The following is a 21,350-nucleotide window of genomic DNA, read 5'->3' on the forward strand; positions in this document are numbered from 1 at the left end:
GTCGTGGGAGCGGTCGTCGGGCCGGGGGTCGGCAGGGTGCCGCCGCCGCTGGAGCGCGGGGTGGCCGCTCCGACGGTGAAGTCGGCGCTGTTGACGTCGGTGTCCCCGGCGGTGCCGTCGGCGCGCGAGAGCGACTCGGTGAGCGTCGGCACCGGGGCCGCCGCCGTCTCGAAGGTGTTGGACGTGCCGTAGCCGAGGGTATCGAGGACGGCCTCGGGCTGCGGCGATGCTCCGGTGGGCGGGGCGACGAGCGGCGCGGTGCCCTCGACGAGGAAGACGGTGCCGCCCGCGGCGGCCAGGTTGAGGCCGCCCGCGATCTGGTCGGGGGCGGGCAGTGCGGCGCCGTTCGTCCCGTTGCTCGCGCCCTGCACCAGGAAGTGGCCGCCGGCGGGCACCGTGCCCTGGAGCGCGATGGTGGTGGTGGGGTTCGCGGTGCCCGTGGCCGAGCGGTACTGCAGGCTCGTGCCGCCGAGGGCGATGTCGGACCCGGTGGGGTTGTGCAGCTCGACGAAGCGGTTGCTGTAGACGGCGCCGGCGGAGCCTCCGCGGGCGAAGACCTCGCTGATCACGAGCTCGTCGCCGGACGGCGCGGCCGAGGCGGGCGCCGCGACGAGCGGAGCGGCGACGAGGGCGAGACCGCCGATCGCGGCGGCCGAGCGGGCGGCGACGGCGAGGGAGCGCCTCCGCCGGCGGAAGGGGGTGGCGGTGCCGAGCACCGGATCGTCGTTCATGGCTGTCCTCTCGGTCGCCGTCCGGGGAGGGACGGCCGGTCGCGCCTGCGTCGGCGCGGAGTGCGCGCCCCTGAAAGGGGCACGAACAGCCACGCTATGCAGCCCAGATGCCCGGTCCGTGAACCGGGTGTTTCATGAGTGTGAACTCAGCCACCGACATCCGGTCGCGCCGGGCCCGGCGGCCCGCGCCACTACGGTCGAGCCATGACCGATCCCCACGATCTGCGCGGCCGCCTGGTCCGCGCGCACGGCGACTCCCGGGATCGGGCGAGCGCCTCCGCCTCCTCCGACGTCACGGGCTGGTGGCGCGACCCGGCCCTGCTGGCCGCTCTGGGGCCGGGGCTCGGCGATCTGTTCGCCGAGGAGGAGGTCACCGCCGTCCTCGGCCCCCAGACGCGCGGCACACCGCTCGCCGCTCTCACCGCCCTGCACCGCGGCGTCGGGCTCGTCGAGGCGCGCAAGGCGTCGGCTCCGGTCGAGGACTCGGCCGACTGGTGGGAATCGGCGATCGCCCTCGACTACCGCGACGATCCCCTCCTGTTCCGCGTGCGGCGCGCGCTGCTCGGGCCGGGCGACCGCGTGCTGCTCGTCGACGACTGGATCGAGACCGGCACCCAGGCCGCCGCGTGCCGTCGCCTCGTCGAGCTCGCCGGAGCGGAGTGGGTCGGCGCGGCCGTCGTCGTCGACGGTCTGGAGGACGACGCGCGGCGCGCCGACCTGCGGGTCCGCTCGCTCGTCCTCGACGCGGAGCTGTGATCGCGCGATCGGGACGACCTCGGCCCGCTCGCGGCGGACGTCCGGGAACGGCGGCCATGATCGGGGGATGATCACCTTCGAGCTGGCCCGGGCGCTGCGCACCGCGGGCGTGCGCTGGTCCCCGGCCACCGGCGACCGCTTCCGCATCGAGCGGGAGGGGTTCGACGGCGACGTCTTCACGGTGAGCGACATGACCATCGAGGCGCACGAGTACCCCAGCGGCACCGTGCTCGGCTTCAACGGCACCACCGAGTGGGCGCTCGATTCGGTCTCGCTCGACGACTCGCTCTGGCTGCCGCGCGAGGACCAGCTCCGCGAGCTCCTGCGCGGCACGTTCCGCTCGCTCCGCCGTCTCGCGGGGGAGCCCGTGCGCTACGCGGTCGAGATCGAGCTGGCCGGTGCGCCGCGCGTCTTCGAGGACGAGGTCGCCGAGAACGCCTACGCCGAGGCGCTCCTCGCCCTGGTCAGCTCGCTCTCGGTCGACCTCGACGACGTCGACGAGCTCGTCTGAGCGGTCCGCCCGTCAGGACGCGGCCTTCTCGGCCGGAGCGTCGTCGGCCTCCGAGCGCTTCGCCGCAGGCTTCTTCGCGGCGGTCTTCTTCGGAGCGGCCTTCTTCGCCGGGGCCTTCGCTGCCGAGCCCTTCTCGGCCGGGTCCTTCTTCGCCGACGACTTCCTCTTCGCGGCCGGCTTCTCCGCCTCCGCGTCGTCCTCCTCGGCGGCGGCCTTCGCCGCGGGCGTCTTCTTCCCCGCGGTCCTCGTCGCAGGGGCCCCGCCGTCCGCCGCCGCCCCCTTCGCCCCGCGGCTGCGCTCGACGGAGCGCTTGAGCGCCTCCATCAGGTCGAGGACCTCTCCGCCGCCCTCCTCCTCGGGCTTCTCGCCGAAGGTGGCCGCCGTGTCGAGGGCGTCGCCCTGCTCGATCTTCGCGTCGATGAGGGTCCGCAGCTCCTCCTGGTACGCGTCGGTGAACTTCGACGCGTCGAAGTCCTCGGAGTAGGAGTCGACCAGGTGCGACGACATCTCGAGCTCGCGGGCGGCGATGCGGGTGGTGCCCTCGAGGGAGGGGAACTCGACCTCGCGCACCTCGTCGGCCCAGAGCAGCGTCTGCAGCATCAGGAGCTTCCCGCGCACGCGCAGCGCGGCGAGCCGAGTCTTCTGGCGCAGGGCGAACTCGACGATCGCGGTGCGGTCGGTCTGCTCGAGCGTTCGGCGCAGCAGCACGTACGCCTTCGGGGAGGAGGAGTCGGGCTCGAGGATGTAGGCGCGGTCGAACATGATCGGGTCGACCTGCTCGCTCGGCACGAACTGCACCACGTCGATCTCGCGGTCGCGCTCCTCCGGCAGCGCCTTCAGCTCGTCCTTCGTCAGAACGACGGTGTGCTCGCCGTCGTCGTAGGCCTTGTCGATGTGGTCGAAGGAGACCACCTCGCCGCACACCTCGCACTTGCGCTGGTACCGGATCCGTCCGCCGTCGCGGTCGTGCACCTGGTGCAGCGCGATGTCGTGGTCCTCGGTGGCGCTGTAGATCTTCACCGGCACGTTGACGAGGCCGAAGGTGATCGCGCCTTTCCAGATCGCTCGCATGGGCACCAGTGAACACCGACGGCCGCATCGCGGGAAGCCCTTGCGGGGTCCCGGGGCCGCCCGCGCTCTCGCCGTCCTCCCGGCGGCGTGGTGTGGGATGGCCGCATGAGCGACCCGACACAGCCCGCGGACAGGCTCCGCGCGGCGCTGCACGCCCCGGACGCCTCCTCGCGGCTCCGGTCCGCGATGAGCGCGGGCACCCGCCCGGCCGACGAATACATCCCCGTCCTGATCGAGCGCTGCCGCGTCGAGCCCGACTTCGGCGTGCGCGAGATGCTCACCTGGGCGCTGATCCGTCACGATCCCTCGCGGACGGTCGACCTGCTCCTGCCCGAGCTGGTGTCGGAGGTGCCGCAGGCGCGCAGCCAGGCGCTGCACACGCTCTCGAAGGTGGGCGACGCGAGGGCGTGGCCCGCGCTCACCCCGGCGCTGCTGCACGACGAGCACCTCGAGGTGGCCCTCGCCGCGTGGCGGACGGCGGCCCGCCTCGCTCCCGAGCACGAGCGGCCCGCGCTCGCCCGGCAGCTCGCCGAGCACCTGGGCGACGGCGACCGGCCGGTGCAGAAGAGCCTCACCCGCGCCCTGCTGATGCTCGGCGAGTCCGCTGCCGCCCCTCTCGAGGCGGCCGCGCGGTCGGGCGAGGAGCCGCGGCGGATCCACGCCCTGGCCACCCTCCGCCTCCTCGCCGATCCGGAGGAGGACGTCGAGGAGGCGTTCGACCGCGCCCGCCGAGGCTGACGCGGCACCCCCTCCACACGAGGGAACCCCGGTCCGCCGAGGGAGCCCGCAGCAGCGGGCGGTCTCGACGTCCCGGGGTTCCCTGGACGAGACGGTCGGGCGCTAGAGCGCGGCTCCCGTCAGCAGTCCGCGGTCGTCGAGGTACTCGCGCACCAGGCGCTCGGCGGTGGCCCGGCTGATGCCGACCTCGTCGAGGACGGCGTCGAGGTACTGCTCGGCGTTGTCGCCGGTGACACCGAGCTCAGCGGCGATCTCGCGGTACGACAGACCGGAGGTCAGCAGTCGCAGCACCTCGGCCCGGGTCGGGAGCGTGATCGGCGTCGGGGTCGGCGACGGCGGGGTCGGGTTCTTCTCCTCGTCGATCGCCGAGGTGTCCTCGGCGAAGGAGGCGGTCACGTACGCGATCGCCTTCGAGGTGATGCCGAGCGCCTCCTGGTTGATGTTCGCCAGGTCGTCGCCCTCGGAGTGGTAGTTCGGGTCGTGCGGGATTCCGACGGTGCCGCCGAAGAGCGCGGCCTCCTCCTCCGTCTTGATGTCGTCGGCGCCGGTGAAGACTCCCGAGGAGGGGATGCCGACCGAGATGAAGCCGTCGTAGTCGCTGCGTCCGTCGAACGCGGTGTCGATCCACGGCTGGCCGATGGAGTCGAAGTAGTCCGTGAAGGCCTTCTCCGTGGCGATGGAGCCGGCGGGCACCTCGACGGGGGCCTCGTAGGTCGACTCGTTCGCGTCGTAGACCGAGATGACGTAGTTGGGCGAGGCGACCATGTCGAAGTTCATGTAGGTCGCGATCTTGTCGGCCTCCTCCTGGGTCAGGGAGTCGACGTACTCGTAGGAGCCGACCAGGCCGACCTCCTCCGCACCCCACCAGGCGAAGCGGACGGCGTTCGTGGTCTCGCCGGCCTCGGCGAGCTCGACGGCGGTCTCGAGGAGCGTCGCCGATCCGGAGCCGTTGTCGTTGATGCCGGGGCCCTCGGGCACACCGTCGAGGTGCGCGCCGAGCATGACCACGTTGTCGTGGTCGCCGCCCTCGGTCTCGGTGATGATGTTGAAGGTGTCGGTGTCGGTGGTCGTCTGCTCGAGGACGAGCGTCGCCGTCGTCGGCAGTGCCGCGATGAGCGCCTGCCCCTCCTCGAGGGTGATCCCGACCGAGGGGATGTAGCTGTCGTCCGGAGCGCCGAGCGTTCCGTTGAGCGCCTCACCGGGGGCGTTGTTGTAGATCAGGATCGCCGAGGCGCCCGCCGCGCCGGCCGCCGCGCTCTTCTCCGCGAAGGAGCAGGTGCCGCGGCTGACGAGGGCGACCTTGCCGGTCGCGTCGAGTCCGGCCCAGGCGTCCGCCGTGCAGCCCAGCGGATCGGTGGGCTGGATGAGCTCGCCGGTCACTCCGCCCTCGGGCGTGGAGGGCGTGAACGACATCGGGATCCCCTCGACCGCGGGGGTCGTGGTGAGCGAGAACTCGTCGATGGTCTGCGTGGTGGTCGTGAAGTCCTGGCGCTCGGTCTCGTAGCCGGCGGCCTGGAGGACCGCCTCCACATACTGGCCGCTGAGCTCGTAGCCTTCGGTGCCGATCGCGCGGTTGCCGCCGTTCGCGTCGGCGATCGCCTGGAACGCCTCGAGGTGCTCCATGATGCCGTCGACCGTGACGGCATCGGCGAAGTCGGAGGCTTCGACGGCGCTGGCCGTCGGTGCGAAAGCGAAGCCGGCGACGAGTGCGCCTGCTCCGATCATCGCGCTGGTGCCGAGGAGTGAGCGGCGGCGCCGTGCGCCTGGTGCTCCTGGGGTGCTGTTCGCCACAGGGGTGTCCCTTCGTCGATGACAGAGGCCGCCGGGAACGGCGACCGGCGCGCCCGAACTCCTGTGAACGGGCGGCGCTTCTGGCGAGGCTATTCTCAGGAGACGCGGAAGGACACCCTTCCGGGGCTGATTTCACACCTGCGAAACACGGAGCGGCGGCTGCCACGGCCGCGCCTCAGCGGTGCCCGCCTAGGCGGTCGCGTCGCTCTCGGCCCACTCGCGGAGCATGGCGAGCGTCTCCTCCGGCCGGTCCCGGTGCGGGCTGTGGCCGGCTCCGGAGACCACGGTGTAGCGCACGAGCGGGTTCGCCCGCAGCACGGCGGCCGCGTGCTGCGGCGGGAACAGCGTGAAGACTTCGCGGTCGCCGGCGAGCACGAGCACCCGGGCGCTCACCCGCGGCACGTCCTCGAGCAGGTCCCACGGGTCGTTCGCGTCGATCGTCGCGGCCACGGCCTCCGGATCGGCGGAGCGCGCCGCGTGCAGCTTCTCCTCCCGGTCCCGCTCCGACCAGTGCGGGGTCCCCGCGGCCAGCTCCTGGGCCGAGGCCTCCAGGTCGGCCAGCTCCGCGGCGCGGATCCCGGCCCGCTGTGCGTCCTCGAGGCGCAGGACCGGATCCAGCAGCGCGAGCCGACCCGCCCAACCCGCGTCGCGGGCCGCGGCGCGCACGGCGATCGCTCCGCCGAGCGAGTGCCCGACGACGAGGTCCCAGGTGCCGGAGTCGGGGCGCAGGGCCAGCGCGTCGTCGGCGTAGTCGTCGTGCCCCGACGGGCCGCCGCGCATCCCCGCGCCGTGCCCCCGCAGGTCCGGGGCGGTGACGCTCCATCCCGCGCTGCCCAGCCCCTCGGCGACGCGCCACCAGGTGCCGGAGGAGCCGCCGAGGCCGTGCAGGAGGAGAGCGGTGCGGGTCGTCATGCCGCCAGGGTAGGGCCTGTCGAACACGGGATCGCCGTCGCGAGCACGGCCTGATCGTGCGAGCTGCAAGGAGGGAGCCGAAGGTCGATGCGGGCATCGACCGAGGATTCCGACGCCGCAGATCGTGCGATCAGGACGAGCGGAGCACGCGAGATCGTGATCGACAGGCCCTAGAGCGGGTCAGTCCAGGCGCGGGTCGCGACCCGTGCGCTCGCCGGTCGCGAGAGCGCGGATCCCTGCCAGATCCTCGTCGTCGAGCACGACGCCGAGGACGTCGATGTTCTCGCGGATCCGTTCGGGCGTGACCGACTTCGGGATCACGACGACCCCGTTCTGCACGTGCCAGCGGAGGACGACCTGCGCGGGGGAGACGCCGTGCCGCGCGGCGATCCGCTCGAGGGCCGGCTCCTGCAGCAGGCGGCCGCGCGCGAGCGGCGACCAGGCCTCGGTGACGATGCCGTGGGCGTCGCCGAACGCGCGCAGCTCCTCCTGCGGCAGGCGCGGGTGCAGCTCGACCTGGTTCACCGCGGGCACCACCCCGGTCTCGGCCGAGAGGCGCTCGAGGTGCTCGACGGCGAAGTTCGAGACGCCGATCGACCGGGCCCTGCCCTCCTGCTGCAGCCGCTCGAGGGCGCGGTAGGTCTCGACGTAGCGGTCGCGGGAGGGGATCGGCCAGTGCACGAGGTAGAGGTCGACGTAGTCGGTCCCGAGCAGGTCGAGGCTGCGGTCGAACGCCTCGAGCGTCTCGTCGAAGCCGTGGTCGTCGTTCCAGACCTTCGTGGTCACGAAGACCTGCTCCCGGGGGATCCCGCTCGCGCGGATCCCCTCGCCGACGCCGCGCTCGTTGGCGTACAGCGTGGCGGTGTCGACGTGGCGGTAGCCCGCCTCGAGAGCCGTGGCGACGGTGCGGGCCGCCTCGTCGTCGTCGACCTTGTAGACCCCGAGCCCGATCTGCGGGATCGCGCGGCCGTCGTTCAGGGGGATCAGGGGGACGCTCATGCCTCCATGCTGGCACGCGGTCCTGAGGGCACCGACACCAGGGTCCGAGCGGCGGATCCGCTCAGACGGTCCACTCGAGCTCGCCCTGCGGACCGATCGCGACGGCGTCCTCGATCAGCGCGGCGAGCCCCGCGACTCCGAACAGCAGGCGCCGTTCGGCCGCCTGCTCCTCGTCGGCGTCCGGGAAGCGCCGGACGGCGAAGTAGTGGTCGTGACCCGGCTGGAGGCCCTCGACGCTCTCGGTGTCGGCGAGTGCGAGGAGGCCGCGGTGCGGGCGCCTGCCGGGTCCGAGGCCGAGCCACAGCGATCCCGTCTCGAGGACGACGGCCGTGCTCGACGCGAGGGCGCCCTCGTGCATCCGCCGCGCCGTGATCTGCCAGCCGAAGCCGAGGTGGTGCAGGCGCACCGGATGCGGTCCGCGCCAGGCGTGCGACAGGTCCTCGGCCCGGTGGTAGACGGGACTCGGCCGGTAGGAGCCCTGCCACAGCGCCGCGGTGAGCTCGCCGCACCAGTCCGGCGCCTCGGGGTCCGACCAGGGGTCCGACCGCTCGGCCCGCTCGGCGGCGCGCCGGTGGGCTCGGACGAGCTCCTCGGCGTCCTCGCGCAGTCCCATGGTCGTCTCGCTCCCGGTCAGGTGGAGCCCACCCTACGGCCGCGGCCCTGGAGGCCCGCTCGACGGCGGCTGGGAGGGATCAGGTGGGCAGCTGGACCGGCTCGGTGTCCGGCAGCGGACTCGCGTCGCGGCCGCGGAGGTCGGGGTGGTAGCGGCGGCCGAGCGCGGGGACCACGAAGCCGACGAACGAGAACACGGCGGCGACCACGACGGCGGCCGTGGGGCCGTTGCCGTCGATCTGCACGCCCGCGATCGCCGAGCCCAGCGCCGCTCCGATCAGCTGGCCGGTGCCGACCCAGCCGTAGGCCTCGGCGGTGTCCGAGAACTTGACGCTGGCGGCGGTGATCGTGAAGAGCGCCGCGAGCGCCGGAGCGATCCCCACGCCGGCGAGGAACAGCGTGATCGAGAGCCACCAGAAGTCGGTCGAGAAGGCGGCGAGAGCCATGCCGACGGTCACGATCAGCATGCGCCGGGCGGTCGCCCAGCGGCTGATCGGGATGTGCCCGAGGGTCAGACCGCCGACCAGGGAGCCGGCCGCGAAGATCGCGAGCACGACGCCCGACTCCACTCCGCCCTCGCCGAACACCGCGACGACGCCGGCCTCGAGTGCGGCGCACGCGCCCACCAGGAGGAAGCCGACCACGGTCGCCAGCAGCACCGGCGGCTTCGTCAGCACCACGCCGAGCCTGCGCCGCGAGCGCGGGATGCGGACGCGACCGACCTCGGGCGAGGCGATGAACCAGATGCCGCCGCCGATGAGGAACACCGCGGCGGTCAGGATGCCCGCCACCGTCGAGATCTGGATCGACACGAACGTCGTCAGCACCGGGCCCAGCACCCAGATGATCTCCTGCGCGGAGGCGTCGAGGGAGAAGAGCGGGGTGAGCTGCGAGCTCGGCACCATCTTGGGGTAGATGGTGCGGACGGCCGGCTGCACCGGCGGCATGCTGAGCCCGGCGAGGAAGGCGACGGCGACGAACTGCCAGATCTCGAGGGGGAGCACCGCCATCGCGATGATCGCGACGGCGCAGACGATCAGGGTGAGGGTGAGCACCCGGCGCATGCCGAGCCGGCCCATCAGGCGGCTGGTCAGCGGCCCGGCGATCGCCTGCCCGATCGACATGGAGCCGAGCACGAGTCCCGCGGCCGCGTAGGAGTCGTGCACGTGCTCGACGTGGAGCAGGAAGGCCAGCGACAGCATCCCGAACGGGAAGCGCGCGGTGAGCTGCGCGGCGATGATGCGCCCCACCCCGGGGGTTCTGAGGAGTTCGGTGTAGCTGCCCACCGGACGACACTAGCGCCCCGCGAGGGAACCCCGGACGGTCGGGGGAACCCGCTCCGGCAGGCTCCCTCGACGGGTCGGGGTCCCCTCGGCGCCGGACGGGCGTCAGCCCGCGAGCACCTTGCGGATGCGCTGGAGCGAGACGCTCTCGGCGGTGCCCAGGGACTGGGCGAAGAAGCTCACGCGCAGCTCCTCGATCATCCAGCGCGCGCGCTGCAGGTTCTCGGGGGAGTGCGGCGGCAGGGGCAGGGCCCCGCCCGCGGAGCGGTAGAGCTCGAGCGCCGCCTGCACCTCGTTCAGCCAGACGCGGTCGCGCCCCAGGTTCTCGGCGATCTTGCCGAAGCGCTCGGTGATCGCGGCGAGGTAGCGCGGCAGGTGCCGCAGCCGCTCGAGCCCCGTCGCCGAGACGAAGCCCGGATGCACGAGGGCCGACAGCTGCTCGCGCGCATCGGTCAGCGCGGGCAGCAGCGCCATGCTGGTCGAGTTCTTCAGCGCCTTCTCGGCCGCCCGCGCGGTCGTCAGCGCCGTGGTCACGGTCTTGACCGTCTCGAACATCGAGTCCATGACGCTCGCGGACACCCGGTCGCGCACGGCGTCGAACTCGGCGCGGAGGAACAGCATGCCGTCGGGCTTCATCCGCCAGAGCACCGCGTCGACGCAGGCCAGCAGGCAGTCGCTGAAGAGCGCGGTCGTGTTCTGGTACGGGCTCTGCGCGAGTACGAGCTTCTCGTTGGAGCTCAGGTGCTGCTGCACGTACGCGACCGGGCTCGGCGTGGCGAGCAGGAGGAGCCGCCGGACGCCGCGGGGGTGCTCGCGGGCCTGGTCCTCGGGCGTCGCCATCAGGCGGATCGACACGGAGTCGCCGTCGTCGATCAGCGCCGGGTACGCGCGGATCGTGTTGCCGCCCTGGCGGGTGTCGGTGGTGCGCGGCAGCTCCGGCATGTCCCAGGTCTTCAGGCCCCGGCGCTCGAGCGCGTCCGGCACGCGGGCCTCGACGACGCGGGCGACCTCGTCGCGCACGCGACCGCGCAGCCGCTCGGCCAGCGGAGCGAGCTCCTTGCCGGCCGCGATGGTCCGGCCGCGCTCGTCGGCGATGGCGAAGGTGACCCGGAGGTGCGCGGGGATCCGCTCGAGGTCGAAGTCGGAGGCGTCGATCACCACGCCCGCCTCGCGGCGGATCGCCCCGGCGAGCGTCGCGGCGAACGACTCCGTCGGCGGGTTCGGCACGTCCTGCGGCAGCGAGGCGGTGAGCCGCTTCGCCCAGTCGTTCGCGGGCACGACGTTCCGGCGCAGGTGCTTGGGCAGCGCCTTGATCATCGCGGTGACGAGCTCGGCGCGCAGCCCGGGCACCAGCCAGTCGAAGCCCAGCGCCGTGACGCGCGGCAGGAGCGCGAGCGGCACGTGCACGGTGACCCCGTCCTCCTCCGTCCCCGGCTCGAACCGGTACGAGAGGCGGAAGCGCTGGTCGCCCTGGCGCCACTGGGTGGGGAACGCGGTCTCGTCGATCTCCTCCGCGTCCTCGGGCAGGAGGGTCTGCTGCGTCATGGTCAGCAGGTCGGGCTCGTCGTGCTGCTTCGTCTTCCACCAGGAGTCGAAGGAGCGGACCGAGGTGACGTCGCGCGGGATCCGGCGGTCGTAGAAGTCGAAGACGGCCTCGTCGTCGACGAGGAGGTCGCGGCGGCGGGTGCGCTCCTCGAGGCGCTCGAGCTCGGCGCGCAGGGCCCGGTTCTTGCGGTCGAACGCGTGCCGCGACTCCCAGTCGCCCTCGACGAGCGCGTGGCGGAGGAAGAGCTCGCGCGCGTAAGAGGGGTCGATCCGCGAGAACTGCACACGGCGGCGGGCGACGAGCGGGACCCCGTAGAGGGTGACGCGCTCGTAGGCGACCGCCGCGCCCTGGGCCTTCTCCCAGTGCGGCTCGCTGAACTGCCGCTTCACGAGGTCGCCCGCGATCGCCTCGGCCCAGGCGGGATCGATGGCCGCGTTGGAGCGGGCGAAGAGACGGCTGGTCTCGACGAGCTCGGCGCTCATGACCGCGTCGGGCAGCTTCTTCGCCAGTGCGCTGCCGGGGAAGATCGAGAACTTCGCGTTGCGGGCGCCGACGTACTGCACGCTCTGGCGCTCGCGGCTCTTCGCCGCGCGCTGAGCCTGCTGCGAGGTCGTGTCCTTGACGCCGATGTGCGAGAGCAGCCCGGCCAGGATCGAGCGGTGGATCCCGTCGGGGTCCACGCGCGGCTCGCCGAGCTCGAGGCGGAGCGGCTTCGCGAGCTGGCGCAGCTGGCGGAAGACGTCCTGCCACTCCCGCACCCGCAGGTAGTTGAGGTACTCGGCCTTGCACAGCCGACGGAAGGCGCTGGAGGAGAGCTCCTGCTGCTTCTCCTCCACGTAGTTCCAGAGGTTGAGCAGCGTGAGGAAGTCGCTGGTCGGGTCGAGGAAGCGCGCGTGCTGCTGGTCGGCCTGCGCGCGGCGCTCGAGCGGGCGCTCGCGGACGTCCTGGATGGTGAGGCCGGCGACGATCGCCATGACCTCGCGGCTCGTGTGGTGGGTCCGCGACTCGATGACCATGCGGGCGAACCGCGGATCGATGGGCAGGCGGGCGAGGTCGCGGCCGATGCGGGTGAGCTGCGGGCCCTGCTCCTTCCGCGGGGCGCCGTTCCTCGACTTCTGCGCCGTGCCGCGTCCCGGAGCGGCCTCGCGCGAGGGGGCGTCGGAGGCGGCGGCACCGGGCGTGCGGATCGCGCCGAGCTCGGTGAGGAGGTCGAGGCCGTCCTTGATGCCGCGCGAGTCGGGGGGCGTGAGGAAGGGGAACTCGGCGATGTCGCCGAGGCCGAGCGAGATCATCTGCAGGATGACCGCCGCGAGGCCCGTCCGCAGGATCTCGGGATCGGTGAACTCCGGCCGGCGGAAGTAGTCCTCCTCGGAGTAGAGGCGGATCGCGATGCCGTCGCTGGTGCGGCCGGAGCGACCGGAGCGCTGGTTCGCCGAGGCCTGGGAGACGGCCTCGATCGGCAGCCGCTGCACCTTCGAGCGCGCGCTGTAGCGCGAGATGCGGGCCGTTCCTCCGTCGATCACGTAGCGGATGCCCGGCACGGTGAGGCTGGTCTCGGCGACGTTCGTCGCGAGCACCACGCGGCGGCGGACCCCGGGGGTGCGCGAGCGCTCGAAGACGCGGTGCTGATCGGCGGCCGACAGCCGCCCGTAGAGCGGCAGCACCTCGGTGCCCGGCAGCGCGAGCCCGCGGATCGCGTCCTCGGCGTCGCGGATCTCGTTCTCGCCGGAGAGGAACACCAGCACGTCGCCCGGATCCTCGCGCGCGAGCTCGGCGAGCGCGTCGGCGATGCCGGTCATCAGGTCGCGGCTGCCCGCGGTGGCGTCCGGAGTGTCGGTGTCGTCGTCCTCCTCGGGCTCCTCGGCGACGAGCGGTCGATAGCGGACCTCGACCGGGAAGGTGCGGCCCGAGACCTCGATGATCGGCGCGGGCTCGCCCTGCGCATCCGCGAAGTGGGCGGCGAAGCTGAGCGGGTCGATGGTCGCCGAGGTGATGATCACCTTGAGGTCGGGCCGCTGCGGCAGCAGACGGTGCAGGTAGCCGAGCAGGAAGTCGATGTTGAGGCTGCGCTCGTGCGCCTCGTCGATGATGATCGTGTCGTACCGGCTGAGCAGCCGGTCGTGGTTCATCTCGTTGAGCAGGATGCCGTCGGTCATCAGCTTGATCCGCGTCGACGCGCTCGCCTTGTCGGTGAAGCGGACCTGGTAGCCGACGAGGCCCCCGACCTCGTCGTCGAGCTCCTCCGCGATGCGCTCGGCGATCGTGCGCGCGGCGATGCGGCGGGGCTGGGTGTGCGCGATGCTCTCGCGGCCCAGCTCCAGGCAGATCTTGGGGAGCTGCGTCGTCTTGCCCGACCCGGTCGCCCCGGCGACGATGACGACCTGGTGGTCGCGGATCGCGGCGGCGATGTCGTCGCGCCGCGCCGAGACGGGGAGCTCGGGCGGGTAGCGGATGCTGAGGACGTCTGACATGAGCCCTCCATCCTACGGCGCCGTGGCACAATGCCCAGGTCCCCCCGCGAGATCCGCCGGAGGGTGCAGACCTCGAGCGGAGAGCACGGCCGTGAATCCGCAGTCCCTGCTCGTGGTCGTGAACATCGTGCTGCTGCTGTTCGCGATCCAGGGCGTGCTGGCGAATCCGCGGCTCGGCCGGGTCGGCAAGGTGGGCTGGGTCGCCTTCATCGTGATCGCCCCGTTCATCGGGAGCATCGCGTACCTGGTCCTCGGCCGACGGGGCGGGCGGACCGGAGGCGGCGCCTCGCCGAGCGGGCCGCAGCGTCCGAGCGGCTGGTTCTTCGAGCGCTGACGCCGAGCGACTCCCGGCCTCGGCGCACCCCGACCCACCGGTAGCCTCCTGGGCACCGTCCGTGATCCCTGGAGGACCGTGCCCCGCACACCGCGCCCCTGGCTGATGCTCGCGATCGGCGTCGCCGCGCAGGCCGCGACGACCGTGTTCGTGTCCGTCCCGCCGTTCCTGATCCCGCTCCTGCACACGCAGTACGGCTACTCGCTCGCCGAGGCGGGGCTGCTCGCCGCGGCGCCGAACGTCGGGCTCGTGCTCACCCTCGTCGCGTGGGGCGCGCTCGCCGACCGGTACGGCGAGCGGATCGTGCTCGCCACCGGTGTCGCCGCGACGGCGCTCGCGGGCGTCGGGGCGATGCTCACCGGCGATCTCGTGCTCCTCGGGGTCTTCCTGCTCCTCGGAGGCATGGCGTCCGGGAGCGTCAACGCGGCGAGCGGACGCGTGGTGATCGGCTGGTTCCCGCGGAACCGCCGCGGTCTCGCCATGGGGATCCGGCAGATGAGCCAGCCCCTCGGAGTCGCGGTCGCGTCGCTCACGGTTCCGCCGCTCGCGAGCGCCGCCGGGGTGCCCGCCGCTCTCGCCCTGCCCGTCGTCCTGCTCGCCGTCCTCGCCGTCGCCTGCGCGATCGGCATCGTCGATCCGCCCCGCCCGCCCAGGTCCCGGGCCTCGGCGCCGGTGCCGAACCCCTACCGCTCCGGTGCCGCGCTGTGGCGCATCCACGGGGTCTCGGCCCTGCTGGTCGTGCCGCAGTTCACCCTCTCGACCTTCGGGCTGGTCTGGCTGATCGCCGACCAGGGCTGGGAGCCGTGGGCGGCCGGCGTCCTGGTGGCCGCGGCGCAGTTCGCCGGCGCCTTCGGCCGCATCGGAGTCGGGGTGCTCAGCGACCGCGTCGGGTCGCGGCTGCGACCGCTGCGCTGGGTCGCGGTGACCGGGGTCGCCGCGCTGCTGCTCCTGGCCGCCACGAGCGCGATCGACGGCGCGGTGGCCGTCGCCGCGATCCTGTTCGTCGTGGCGACGACGATCTCGGTCGCCGACAACGGGCTGGCCTTCACCTCCGTCGCCGAGATCGCCGGGCCGTTCTGGTCGGGCCGCGCGCTCGGGGCGCAGAACACCGGGCAGTTCGCGGCGGCGGCGATCGCGGCGCCGGCGGTGGGAGCGCTGATCGGACTGGTCGGCTATCCGCTCGCCTTCGCGATCGTGGCGCTGACGCCCGCCCTGGCGCTGCCGCTGGTGCCGTCGCCGGCGGTGGAGGAGCAGGACCCGAGCTGAGAGGGCCCGTCGGCGACCATCGTGGCCGAGTGCGGCTCCCGGCGGAGGTTCTGCAACCCCGTGACCGTGCCGGGGCTCGCGTCTAGCGTGGAGCCATGGCCGAACGACTGCGCTCCAGTGTCAGCCCCTACCTCCGCTCGCACGCGGACAACCCCGTCGACTGGTTCCCCTGGGGCGAGGAGGCGTTCGCCGAGGCCGAGCGGCGGGACGTGCCAGTGCTCGTGTCGATCGACTACGCGACCTGCCACTGGTGCCACGTCATGGCACGGGAGTCGTTCTCGGACCCCGTTCTCGCCGAGCGCCTGAACGGCGGCTTCGTGGCGGTGAAGGTGGACCGCGAGGAGCACCCCGACGTCGACACCGCCTACCTCACCGCGGCGAGCGCCTTCACGCGGAACCTCGGCTGGCCGCTGACGGTCTTCACGACTCCGGCCGGCGAGCCGTTCTACGCCGGGACCTACTTCCCGCCCCGCGCGGTCGGCGGCGTGCCCGCGTTCTCGGACGTCCTGGACGCGGTCGGCGAGGCCTGGCGGCTCCGGCGCGACGAGGTGCACGCCACGGCGGGCTCGCTGGCGAACGCCCTCCGCGAGGCGACCGCGGCGCTGCCCGCCGCGAGCGCGCTGCCGGACGACGACGCGCTCGATGCCGCCGTCGCGCGCCTGGCCGCCGAGGAGGACCGCGAGCACGGCGGCTTCGGCGGGGCGCCGAAGTTCCCCGTCGCACCCGTCCTCGGCTTCCTCGCCTCGCGGGAGAGCGGTGCCGAGCTCGCCGAGCGCACCCTCCTGACCCTCGCCGCGTCGCCGCTGCGCGATCGCGACGGCGGCTTCTTCCGCTACGCGACCCGCCCCGACTGGAGCGAGCCGCACTACGAGCGGATGCTCTACGACAACGCGCAGCTGCTCGACGTCGCAGCCCTCCTGCTCGGCCGGTCCGACGTCTCCGACCGGGACGCGCTGGCCGGCGTCGCTGAGGGGATCGCCTCGTTCCTGATCACCACGCTCCAGCGTCCGGGCGGCGGCTTCGCGAGCGCCCAGGACTCCGAGAGCATCGTCGACGGCCGGCGCTCGGAGGGCGGGTACTACCTCGCCGACGACCGCTCCGGCCTCGAGCCGCCCGCGCTCGACGAGAAGGTCGTCACCGGGTGGAACGGCCTCGCGATCCAGGCGCTCGCGCGCGCCGGGCGTCTCCTCGGACGGTCGGAGTGGCTCGACGCCGCCCGCCGCGCCGCCGACTTCCTGCTCTCCCGCCACGTCGTCGACGGCGTCCTCGTCGTCCGCGCCTCGCTCGACGAGCGCGTCTCGACCGCCCGCCCGGCGCTCGAGGACCTCGGAATGCTCGCCGGTGGACTCCTGCAGCTGGCGCTCGCCGAGGGGACGCCCCGCTACGCGCAGGCCGCCCGGCCGCTCCTCGACGGTGCGCTCGACGCCGCCTCGGGATGGCCGCCCTTCGCGCTCCCCGGCGGCGGCGACCCGGCGCTCGCCGCCCGCGGACTGCTGCTCGCGGCGGATCCGTCCGAGGGCGCGTACCCCTCCGGACTCTCGGCGACGGCGCGCGCCGCGCACGAGCTCTTCCTGCTGACGGGGGAGCGGCGCTACCGCGACGCGGCCGAGGCGGTGGTGGCCGCGGTCGCTCCGGGCGCCCTCGGGCAGCCGATGGGCTTCGGCGCGGTGCTCGCGCTGGCCTCGGCGCTCGCCGCGCCCGTCGTGCAGCTCGTCGTGGTCGCTCCGGACGACGCATCGCTCGACGGTCTCGCGACGGGCGCCCGCGCGACCGACGTGGGAGTGCTGGCGCTGGTCACCGATCGGGAGGCGACCGCCTGGGCGGGCGCCGGCTTCGAGCTCTTCGAGGGCAGGAGGTCGCGCGACGGACTCCCGACCGCCTACGCCTGCGAGGCGTTCGTCTGCGCGCTGCCGACGACGCGCCTCCCGGAGCAGCTCGTCAGGCGGCCGTGACCACGAGGGGCGCGTCCGGATCGGCGGCCCACTCGTTCAGCGATCCGTCGTAGACCGCGATCTCGCGCACGCCGAGGAGCGTGAGGGCGAGGGCGTCGGCCGCGGCGGCGATGCCTCCTCCGCAGTACAGGACGACGCGCTCGGAGTCGACCGCGTCGCCGAAGAGGGTGCGGAGCCGGTCGAGGGGCAGGAGGGTGTTGGTCTCGCGGTCGACCAGTCGCGCCGCCGGCACGCTGCGGGAGCCCGGGATGTGGCCGCGGCGCGGACGCTGGCCGGCCTCGCCGGTGAACTCCTTCGGCGGCACGGCGCAGACGAGCGCGCCGGGAGCCTCGCCGCGGACGATCCGCTCGACCTCGGCCTTGTCGACCCAGAGCGGCCGCTCCTCGCGGACCGTGAGACCGTCGCGCGGGACGGGCGCGACGTGCCCCGTCTCGAGCGGGCGCGCCTCCTGACGCCACGCGGTGAGACCGCCGTCGAGGACGGCGACCGAGTCGAGCCCCGCGGTGCGCAGCAGCCACCAGAGCCTCGACGCCCACTGGCCGACGGCGGAGTCGTAGACGACGACCACGGAGTCGTCGTCGATGCCGAGCGCCCCGACCGCGGTGGCGAACCGCTCGGCGTCGAGCCTCGTGAACGGATGCGGCGCCTCGGCGTCCGAGAGGTGCTCGAGCAGGTCGGCGAAGACGGCTCCCGGCACGTGCCCCTCGACGAGGTACTGGTCCTCGCCCGTGAGGTAGCGGTAGCGCCCGTCGAAGGCGGGCACGAAGAGCACGCTGGCGTCGATCACGACGAGTCCGTCGCGGCCGAGCTGGTCGGCCAGCCACTGCGTCGAGACGATCGGCCGGGCCAGGTAGGGGGAGCTGCTCACCCGCCCCACGCTAGGCGCCGGTCGTCACGGCCGCACCCCGGCGCGTAACCCGGCTTCACCTGGGCCTGTCGACCACGACGCCGCAGATCGTGCGATCAGGTCGAGCGGAGCACGCGAGATCGTGTGCGACAGGCACCGGCCTCAGCACTCGATGACGTTGACCGCGAGACCGCCCTCGCTCGTCTCCTTGTACTTCGAGGACATGTCGATGCCGGTCTGCCGCATCGTCTCGATCACCGTGTCGAGCGAGACGCGGTGGGTGCCGTCGCCGTGCAGCGCCAGCCGAGCCGCGCTGACGGCCGTCGAGGCGGCGATGGCGTTGCGCTCGATGCACGGGATCTGCACGAGGCCGCCGACCGGATCGCAGGTCAGCCCGAGGTGGTGCTCCATGGCGATCTCGGCGGCGTTCTCGACCTGACGTGGCGTCCCGCCGAGCACGGCGCAGAGCGCACCGGCGGCCATGGCGCACGCCGAGCCCACCTCGCCCTGGCAGCCCGCCTCCGCGCCCGAGATCGAGGCGTTCGTCTTGCAGAGCGAGCCGATCGCGGTGGCGGTGAGGAGGAAGTCCCGCAGGCCCGCCCGGTCCGCCCCCGGCACGAAGCGGAGGTAGTAGTGGCCGACCGCGGGGAGGATGCCCGCCGCGCCGTTCGTCGGAGCGGTGACCACGCGCCCGCCCGCGGCGTTCTCCTCGTTCACGGCCAGCGCGAAGGCGTGCAGCCACTCGACCGCCGTCACGCGGGCGGCGTCGAGCGGGTCGTGCTCGAGCGCCTCGAGGCGCTCCCGCATCAGCGACGCCCGGCGGCGCACGGCGAGTCCGCCCGGCAGGACGCCGTCGGTCGTGAGTCCGCGGTCCACGCACGCCGCCATGGCGTCCCAGATCGCGTCGAGCCGGGCGTCGACGTCGACGCCGGCGTGAAGCGCCCTCTCGTTGGCCGCCGCGATGCCGGCGATGCTCGCTCCGGTGCGATCGCAGGTGGCCAGCAGGTCGGCGCCCGACACGAAGGGGTGCGGATGCTCCGCCAGCGCCGCGAGGGGCGCCCGCTCGCCTGCGCGCCGGATGAATCCCCCGCCGATCGAGTAGTAGGTCTCCTCCCACGCGGGCAGGGCGTCCTCGCCCAGCCACACGCTGAAGGTGAGCGCGTTGGGGTGCTCTGGCAGGCGGGTGCGCGGCTCGAAGGCGACGTCGTCCGGCGTCATCGGGATCGGCTGCTCGCCCGCCAGGAGGATCGACCCTTCGTCATCGAGGCGCCGCCACGCCCCGCGCACCTGCTCGGGGTCGCACGTCTCGGGAGCCAGCCCCGACAGCCCGGCGACGACCGCGTCCGGGGTGCCGTGGCCGATCCCGGTCGAGCCGAGGGAGCCGTAGAGCGTGCAGCCGATGCGGCTCACCCGCGGCAGGAGGCCGGCCCCGCGCAGGCGCCCGCCGAGCTCGAGGGCGGCGCGCATCGGGCCCACCGTGTGGGAGCTGGACGGGCCGATCCCCACGCTGAACAGGTCGAGGACGGAGACGTAGGCGCTCATGCCGGGAGACTACGCCCGGAGCGCTCGCAAGGGGCGGGCGCTCGAATACGTCCGGCCTGTCGAGCTCCGCGCAACCCTCCCGCGCGGCGTCCCGGTGCTCTCCTAGGCTCGCGCCGAACAGATCTCCACCCCGGCGCGGCCGGGCCTCTCGGGAGGAAGGACAATGCAGACGATCACCGATCGACTCGTCTCCTGGGCGAGCATCCTCGACGAGGGCGCACTCGCCCAGGCGCTCACCGCCTCCGAGATGCCATTCGTCTTCCCGCACCTGGCGCTCATGCCCGACGCCCACCTGGGCCGCGGCGCCACAGTGGGGTCGGTCATCCCGACCCTCGGCGCGATCATCCCCGCGGCGGTCGGAGTGGACATCGGCTGCGGCATGATCGCCGTGCGCACGGGGTTCGTCCGCGACGACCTGGCCGGCCGCGACCTCGCCGCCCTGCGCGAGCGGATCGAGCGCTCCGTGCCGCTGTCGGCGGGAGCCGCCAACCGGAGGATCGCCGAGACCGCGGCGCCGCGCATCGCCGAGCTCGAGGCGCTCGCCGCGGCGGCGGGCTTCGACCCGGCGCGGTACGCGACGCGGTGGGCGGTGCAGCTGGGCTCGCTCGGCAGCGGCAACCACTTCATCGAGGTGAGCCGCGACGAGAGCGGAGCGGTGTGACTGTTCCTGCACTCGGGCTCGAGAGGAGTCGGCAACCGGATCGCGAGCGAGCACATCCGGATCGCCCGCGAATCCTGCGCACGACGGGGGATCGCCCTGCCCGACCCGGACCTCGCCCACCTCGAGGAGGGCACGGAGGAGTTCGCCCGGTACATCGCCGAGCTCCGCTGGGCGCAGACCTACGCCCTGCTCAACCGTGAGGAGATGATGGACCGCGTCGTCCGGCAGCTCTCGGAGTGGATCGGCTCCGAGGTCGACGAGCTCGAGCGGATCAACTGCCACCACAACTTCACCGAGCAGGAGCACCACTTCGGTCGCGACGTCTGGGTGAGCAGGAAGGGCGCGATCCAGGCCGACGCGGGGCGCCCCGGCCTCATCCCCGGCTCCATGGGCACGGCGTCGTACGTGGTCGTCGGACGCGGCGACGCGATGTCGCTCGACTCGTCGCCACACGGGGCCGGCCGCGAGTACTCGCGCTCGGCGGCACGTCGGACCTTCACGCACGAGCAGCTGCGCGAGGCGATGGCCGGCATCGAGTACCGCGACACCGACGCGTTCCTCGACGAGATCCCGGCGGCCTACAAGCCGATCGACCGGGTGATGGCCGACGCCGCCGACCTGGTGGAGGTGCGGCACACGCTGCGGCAGCTGGTGAACGTCAAGGGCGACTGAGACGGACAGGGCGACCGACACGGAAAGGGCGACGGACACGGACGGGCCGGCCGGGAGCTCCCCGGCCGGCCCGTCCGTGTCAGCGGATCGTCTTGCGCGCCGTGATCTGCCCGGTGTCGAAGCCCAGCAGGTGCAGACCGCCGTGGAACCGGGCGTGCTCGACCTTGATGCAGCGGTCCATGACCACCGTCAGGCCCTTCGACTCGCCGTACTCGGCCGCCTCCTGGTTCCAGATGCCGAGCTGCACCCAGACGGTCGGCGCGCCGATCGCGACGACGTCGTCGATCACGGAGGGGATGTCGCTCGCCTTGCGGAAGACGTCGACGATGTCGGGCACGACGGGCAGGTCGGCGAGGCTCTTGTAGACCGGCTGCCCGAGGATCTCGGTGGCGTTCGGGTTCACGAAGAACAGCTCGTAGTCGCTCGACTGCTTCAGGTACGTCGAGACGAAGTACGACGAGCGCGCCGGGTTCGGCGACGCGCCGACGATTGCCACGGTCTTCGCGCGGCGGAGGATGTCGAGGCGCTGCTTCGCATCGGGCCCCACCCAGGTGCGCTGCGAGCGCAGCATCTTCGCCAGCGGCGAGTTGGCCGGGACCGAGCAGCTCAGCCCGTTCGACAGCTGGACGACGGTGTCGTCGGTCGTGCTCATGGG

At 73.2% G+C, this 21,350-nt stretch carries 17 protein-coding genes and 1 pseudogene; 7 read left to right on the forward strand and 11 right to left on the reverse strand.

Annotated features, from left to right (window positions below):
• A partial coding sequence (locus NB037_RS11755) for a lamin tail domain-containing protein (RefSeq protein ID WP_251945973.1) occupies positions 1–731 on the reverse strand: 731 nt, incomplete at its 3' end.
• Positions 732–935: 204 nt separating this feature from the next.
• Between NB037_RS11755 and NB037_RS11760 the strand changes: the two genes are divergently transcribed.
• Together NB037_RS11760 and NB037_RS11765 are read left to right on the forward strand one after the other, a co-directional pair.
• Positions 936–1,487, forward strand: a complete 552-nt coding sequence (locus NB037_RS11760) for a phosphoribosyltransferase family protein (RefSeq protein WP_251945974.1) — start codon at positions 936–938, stop codon at positions 1,485–1,487.
• Positions 1,488–1,554: 67 nt separating this feature from the next.
• Positions 1,555–1,998: a pilus assembly protein CpaE gene (locus NB037_RS11765; RefSeq protein WP_251945976.1), complete on the forward strand. Its 444-nt coding sequence runs from the start codon at positions 1,555–1,557 to the stop codon at positions 1,996–1,998.
• Between the two features lie 12 nt (positions 1,999–2,010).
• On the opposite strand, the gene ku is transcribed toward NB037_RS11765, so the two are convergent.
• The gene (gene ku, locus NB037_RS11770) at positions 2,011–3,069 is read right to left on the reverse strand and encodes a non-homologous end joining protein Ku (protein WP_251945978.1); all 1,059 of its coding nucleotides are present in this window, start codon (positions 3,067–3,069) and stop codon (positions 2,011–2,013) included.
• A 105-nt stretch (positions 3,070–3,174) separates the two neighbouring features.
• On the opposite strand from ku, the gene NB037_RS11775 reads away from it, so the two are divergent.
• Positions 3,175–3,807, forward strand: coding sequence for a HEAT repeat domain-containing protein (locus tag NB037_RS11775; RefSeq protein WP_251945980.1), 633 nt, complete (start codon positions 3,175–3,177; stop codon positions 3,805–3,807).
• Between the two features lie 102 nt (positions 3,808–3,909).
• On the opposite strand, the gene NB037_RS11780 is transcribed toward NB037_RS11775, so the two are convergent.
• The 6 genes from NB037_RS11780 to hrpA form a co-directional block, all read right to left on the reverse strand.
• The gene (locus NB037_RS11780) at positions 3,910–5,598 is read right to left on the reverse strand and encodes a M20/M25/M40 family metallo-hydrolase (RefSeq protein ID WP_251945982.1); all 1,689 of its coding nucleotides are present in this window, start codon (positions 5,596–5,598) and stop codon (positions 3,910–3,912) included.
• A 189-nt stretch (positions 5,599–5,787) separates the two neighbouring features.
• Complete coding sequence (locus tag NB037_RS11785) at positions 5,788–6,510, reverse strand: alpha/beta fold hydrolase (protein ID WP_251945985.1); 723 nt, start codon at positions 6,508–6,510, stop codon at positions 5,788–5,790.
• 180 nt (positions 6,511–6,690) lie between these two features.
• On the reverse strand, positions 6,691–7,509 hold the full coding sequence (locus NB037_RS11790; protein ID WP_251945987.1) for an aldo/keto reductase: 819 nt from the start codon (positions 7,507–7,509) through the stop codon (positions 6,691–6,693).
• Positions 7,510–7,570: 61 nt separating this feature from the next.
• On the reverse strand, positions 7,571–8,122 hold the full coding sequence (locus NB037_RS11795) for a hypothetical protein (protein ID WP_251945989.1): 552 nt from the start codon (positions 8,120–8,122) through the stop codon (positions 7,571–7,573).
• Between the two features lie 79 nt (positions 8,123–8,201).
• On the reverse strand, positions 8,202–9,407 hold the full coding sequence (locus NB037_RS11800; protein WP_251945991.1) for an MFS transporter: 1,206 nt from the start codon (positions 9,405–9,407) through the stop codon (positions 8,202–8,204).
• 102 nt (positions 9,408–9,509) lie between these two features.
• Entirely contained in the window at positions 9,510–13,421 is a 3,912-nt protein-coding gene (gene hrpA / locus NB037_RS11805) for an ATP-dependent RNA helicase HrpA (RefSeq protein WP_251945993.1), read from the reverse strand.
• Between the two features lie 91 nt (positions 13,422–13,512).
• Between hrpA and NB037_RS11810 the strand changes: the two genes are divergently transcribed.
• The 3 genes from NB037_RS11810 (at position 13,513) to NB037_RS11820 (ending at position 16,973) form a co-directional block, all read left to right on the forward strand.
• A complete protein-coding gene (locus NB037_RS11810; RefSeq protein WP_251945995.1) occupies positions 13,513–13,755 on the forward strand; it encodes a PLDc N-terminal domain-containing protein in 243 nt (80 codons plus the stop codon).
• 105 nt (positions 13,756–13,860) lie between these two features.
• On the forward strand, positions 13,861–15,021 hold the full coding sequence (locus tag NB037_RS11815) for an MFS transporter (RefSeq protein ID WP_251946013.1): 1,161 nt from the start codon (positions 13,861–13,863) through the stop codon (positions 15,019–15,021).
• 95 nt (positions 15,022–15,116) lie between these two features.
• On the forward strand, positions 15,117–16,973 hold the full coding sequence (locus NB037_RS11820) for a thioredoxin domain-containing protein (protein WP_251945997.1): 1,857 nt from the start codon (positions 15,117–15,119) through the stop codon (positions 16,971–16,973).
• On the opposite strand, the gene NB037_RS11825 is transcribed toward NB037_RS11820, so the two are convergent.
• On the reverse strand, positions 16,960–17,841 hold the full coding sequence (locus tag NB037_RS11825) for a sulfurtransferase (RefSeq protein ID WP_251945999.1): 882 nt from the start codon (positions 17,839–17,841) through the stop codon (positions 16,960–16,962). The two genes, NB037_RS11820 and NB037_RS11825, sit on opposite strands and share 14 nt — an antisense overlap.
• A 141-nt stretch (positions 17,842–17,982) precedes the next feature.
• Positions 17,983–19,362: an L-serine ammonia-lyase gene (locus NB037_RS11830; RefSeq protein WP_251946001.1), complete on the reverse strand. Its 1,380-nt coding sequence runs from the start codon at positions 19,360–19,362 to the stop codon at positions 17,983–17,985.
• A 163-nt stretch (positions 19,363–19,525) separates the two neighbouring features.
• Between NB037_RS11830 and NB037_RS11835 the strand changes: the two are divergent.
• Positions 19,526–20,695 (forward strand): annotated as a pseudogene (locus tag NB037_RS11835) (RtcB family protein).
• Positions 20,696–20,774: 79 nt separating this feature from the next.
• On the opposite strand, the gene NB037_RS11840 reads toward NB037_RS11835, so the two are convergent.
• Complete coding sequence (locus NB037_RS11840; protein ID WP_251946003.1) at positions 20,775–21,347, reverse strand: CoA-binding protein; 573 nt, start codon at positions 21,345–21,347, stop codon at positions 20,775–20,777.
• Positions 21,348–21,350: the final 3 nt, after the last annotated feature.

It is taken from the genome of Rathayibacter rubneri (assembly GCF_023743255.1).
Classification (GTDB): domain Bacteria; phylum Actinomycetota; class Actinomycetes; order Actinomycetales; family Microbacteriaceae; genus Rathayibacter; species Rathayibacter rubneri.